The organism is Streptomyces sp. NPDC096136 (assembly GCF_044763325.1).
Lineage (GTDB): Bacteria > Actinomycetota > Actinomycetes > Streptomycetales > Streptomycetaceae > Streptomyces.
This window is the reverse complement of record NZ_JBIWFZ010000055.1, coordinates 1-4,203: the sequence shown is the minus strand read 5'-3', so window position 1 is coordinate 4,203 and position 4,203 is coordinate 1. Positions and strand designations below refer to the sequence as shown.

Genomic DNA, 4,203 nt, shown 5'->3' with positions numbered 1-4,203 from the left:
GGCACGCCGGTGGACTGGCCGGCGGTCCTGGCCGGTCAGGGTGCCCGCCGCGTCGACCTGCCGACCTACGCCTTCCAGCGCCGGCGCTACTGGCTGACGACGGAGGCGGCACCGGCCGCCACCGGTGCCGCACCGGCCGACGCGGCGGAAGCCGAGTTCTGGGACACCGTCGAGAACGGGGGCCCCGAGGCCCTCGCCGCGCAGCTCGGGGTGGCGGCCGGAGCGCCGCTGGACTCGGTGTTCGGCGCCCTCTCGACCTGGCGCCGGGAGAGCCGGACCCGGACCACCCTCGACGGCTGGCGCTACCGGGCGGTGTGGCAGCCCCGCACCGGCCTGCCGGCCACCGCCCCGTCGGGCACCTGGCTGGTCGTGGCCCCGGACGCGGCGGTCGCCGAGCCCTACGCCCGGATGCTGGGCGACCGGTCGGGTGCCGAGCCCCTCCGCGTCACCGTCACCGACCCCGGGGCCGACCGTGGGGCGCTGGCCGCGCTGCTGCGGGAGGCCGGGGCCGTGGACGGCGTACCGGTGGCCGGGGTCCTGTCCCTGCTGGCGCTGGACGAACGCAGCCACCCGGTGCACACGGGCCTGCCGGTCGGTCTCACGGCCACCGTCGCGCTCGTCCAGGCGCTCGGGGACCTGCACGTCGAGGCGCCGCTGTGGTGCCTGACCAGCGGGGCCGTGGCCGTCAGCGGCTCCCGGCCGGTCACCCGGCCGCTCCAGTCCCTCGTCTGGGGCATGGGACGCGCGGTCGCACTGGAGACCCCCGGCCGCTGGGGCGGCCTGGTCGACGTCCCCGGTACGGATGCCGGCGCCGGCGCCCCCGACGAGCGGACGCTCGCCCGGCTCGCCGAGGTCCTCGGCGGAGCCGACGGCGAGGACCAGCTCGCGGTGGGCCCCTGCGGAACCCTCGTCCGCAGGCTGGTCCGGATGCCCCGCACCACGGGGGCCACCGGCGGGGACGGCGGCTGGAAGCCCCGGGGCACCGTCCTGGTCACCGGCGGTACGGGTTCGCTCGGCGGGCACAGCGCCCGCTGGCTGGCCGCGGCCGGTGCCGAGCACCTGGTCCTCACCAGCAGGCGCGGCGAGGCCGCGGCGGGTGCGGCCGAACTGGCCGCCGAACTGAGGGAGTCGGGGGTGCGGGTGACGGTCGCCGCGTGCGACGTCGCCGACCGGGCGGCCCTCGCGGGCCTGCTGGACACCCTGTCCGGGGACCCCGCCCCGCTGACGGCCGTCGTGCACGCCGCAGGGCTCCCGCAGTTCACCACCGTCGCGGAGACCCGTCCCGAGGAGTTGGCCGCCGTGGTCTCCGCCAAGGTGGCCGGCGCGGTCCACCTGGACGAGCTGCTCGCCGACCGGGACCTGGACGCGTTCATCCTCTTCTCGTCCGTCTCCGGCGTCTGGGGCAGCGGCAGCCAGGCCGCCTACTCCGCGGGCAACGCCTTCCTCGACGCGCTGGCCCAGCACCGCCGGGCCAGGGGGCTCGCCGCGACGGCCGTCGCCTGGGGCCCCTGGGCCGAGGGCGGCATGGCCGCCGACGGCGGGGCGCAGGAGTACCTGAGGCGCAGCGGACTGCCCTCGCTCTCCCCGGCCCTGGCGGTCTCGGCCCTGCAACTGGCCATGGACCGGGACGAGACCGCCGTGGTGGTGGCCGACGTCGACTGGCCGAGGTTCGCGCCGTCCTTCACCATCGGCCGGCCCAGCGCCCTGCTCGCCGACCTGCCCGAGGCACGGGAGGCGCTGGCCGCCGGCGCCACGGCCGAGGAGGCCGCCGCCACCGGCGCCCCCGAGGCCGAGGAGTTCGTACGGGAGCTGGCCGACCTCGACCCGGACGAGCGGTACGACCTGCTGCTGGAGCGGGTGCAGAGGGAGGCGGCGGCAGCACTGGGCTACCCGGCCACGGACGCCATCGAGCCCGACCGGGCCTTCCGGGACCTCGGCTTCGACTCGCTCACCGCGGTCGAACTCCGCAACCGGCTGGGCGCCGTGACCGGGCTCCGCCTCCCGACGACGCTGGTCTTCGACCACCCCACCCCGAGCGCCCTCACCGACGGGCTGCTGAGCGCGCTGCTGCCCGAAGGGGCTGCGGACCGCGCCCCGGAGCAGGGAACGGAGGAGGGCCCGGAGGAGGCCCGGCTGCGCCGGGTCCTCGCCACGGTCCCGCTGGCCCGCCTGCGCGAGGCCGGGCTGATGGACGCCCTGCTGGCACTGGCGGGGCCGGCGGACACGGCATCCGCCGCCTACCCCACCGGCCCCCACACCGACGTCGACACCGACACGGACACCGATTCCGCCATCGCGGACATGGACCTCGACCACCTCATCGAACTGGCGCTCGGCGACAGCGAAGCCTGATCAACGGCCCGAGTACGGAGCACATCATGACCACATCGAACGACAAGATCGTTCAGGCACTGCGCGCCTCCCTCCAGGAGACCGAGCGGCTGCGCCGCCAGAACCGGAAGATGACGGACGAAGCCCGTGAGCCCATCGCGATCGTCGCCATGAGCTGCCGCTTCCCCGGCGGCATCGGCTCCCCCGAGGAGCTGTGGCGCCTCCTCGCGGAGGGCGGCGACGCGATATCCGGCTTCCCGGCCGACCGCGGCTGGGACCTGGACGCGCTCTACGACCCCGACCCCGACAACGCCGGCACCTGCTACGTCCGCCACGGCGGGTTCCTCGACGGCGTGGGCGAGTTCGACGCCGCCTTCTTCGGGATCTCCCCGCGCGAGGCCCTGATGATGGACCCGCAGCAGCGGCTGCTGCTGGAGACCGCCTGGGAGGCCTTCGAGCGGGCCGGGATCGACCCGGCGTCGCTCCGCGGCACCCGCACCGGCGTCTTCGCCGGCACCAACGGCCAGGACTACGCACGCCTGTCCACCTCTCCGGAGGACTTCGACGGGTACCTCGGGACGGGCAACGCCGCCGCCGTGATCTCCGGACGGCTCGCCTACACCTTCGGCCTCGAAGGCCCCGCCGTGACCGTCGACACGGCCTGCTCCTCCTCCCTCGTCGCCCTGCACCTCGCCGCCCAGGCGCTCCGCAAGGGCGAGTGCGCCCTCGCCCTGGTCGGTGGCGTGACGGTGATGTCCACGCCCGGCGCCTTCATGGAGTTCAGCCGCCAGCGCGGGCTGGCCGCCGACGGGCGCTGCAAGCCCTTCTCGGCCGCCGCCGACGGCACCGGCTGGAGCGAAGGCGTCGGCATGCTGCTGGTCGAGCGCCTCTCGGACGCCCGCCGCCACGGCCACCGCGTCCTGGCCGTGCTCCGCGGCAGCGCCGTCAACCAGGACGGCGCCTCCAACGGGCTGACCGCCCCCAGCGGCCCGGCGCAGCAGCGGGTCATCCGCCAGGCCCTGGCCGACGCCCGGCTCACCGCGGCCGAGGTGGACGCCGTCGAGGCCCACGGCACCGGCACCTCGCTCGGGGACCCGATCGAGGCCCACGCCCTGCTCGCCACGTACGGCCAGGACCGCCCGGCCGAACGGCCGCTGCTGCTGGGCGCGCTCAAGTCGAACATCGGCCACACCCAGGCCGCGGCCGGCGTGGCCGGCGTCATCAAGATGGTCATGGCCATGCAGCACGGGACCCTGCCCGCCACCCTGCACCTGGACGAGCCGTCCCCGCACGTGGACTGGTCGGCGGGCGCCGTCCGCCTGTTGACCGGGGCCGTCGCCTGGCCGGAGACGGAAGGCCCGCGCCGCGCAGGCGTCTCCTCCTTCGGCGTGAGCGGCACCAACGCGCACGTCATCCTCGAACAGCCGGCCCCCGAACAGCCGGCCCCCGAACAGTCGGACCCCGAACCGGCCGCGCCCGACAGCGGCGCGGCCCCGGCCACCGGATCCGGCCGGACCCCGCTGCTGTGGCCCCTCTCCGCCCGCACCCCCGAGGCGCTCCCCGAGCAGGCCCGGCGGCTCCTGGCGTACGTACGGGAACACCCGCACGCCGAGCCCGCCGACATCGGCCACGCCCTCGCCGCGACCCGCGCCCGACTGCCCCACCGGGCAGCCGTCGTCGGGCGCGACCGCGACGAACTGCTCGCCGCGCTCACCGCCTTCGCCCGCCAGGAGCCGACGGGCCGGGCCTTCGCGGGCACCGCGGCCCGCAAGACCAAGACCGCGTTCCTGTTCTCGGGGCAGGGCAGCCAGCGCCTGGGCATGGGGCGGGAACTGCACACCGCCTTCCCGGTGTTCGCGGAGGCCTTCGACG

Annotated in this window: 2 protein-coding genes; both read left to right on the top strand. The window is 76.4% G+C overall.

Translation table 11 applies throughout. The features are described 5' to 3' along the window. On the top strand, positions 1-2,352 hold a 2,352-nt coding region (locus ACIRBY_RS38635), incomplete at its 5' end, for an SDR family NAD(P)-dependent oxidoreductase (RefSeq protein WP_403910143.1). 23 nt (positions 2,353-2,375) lie between these two features. Next, the coding region (locus tag ACIRBY_RS38630; RefSeq protein WP_403910146.1) for a type I polyketide synthase at positions 2,376-4,203 on the top strand (1,828 nt) is incomplete at its 3' end.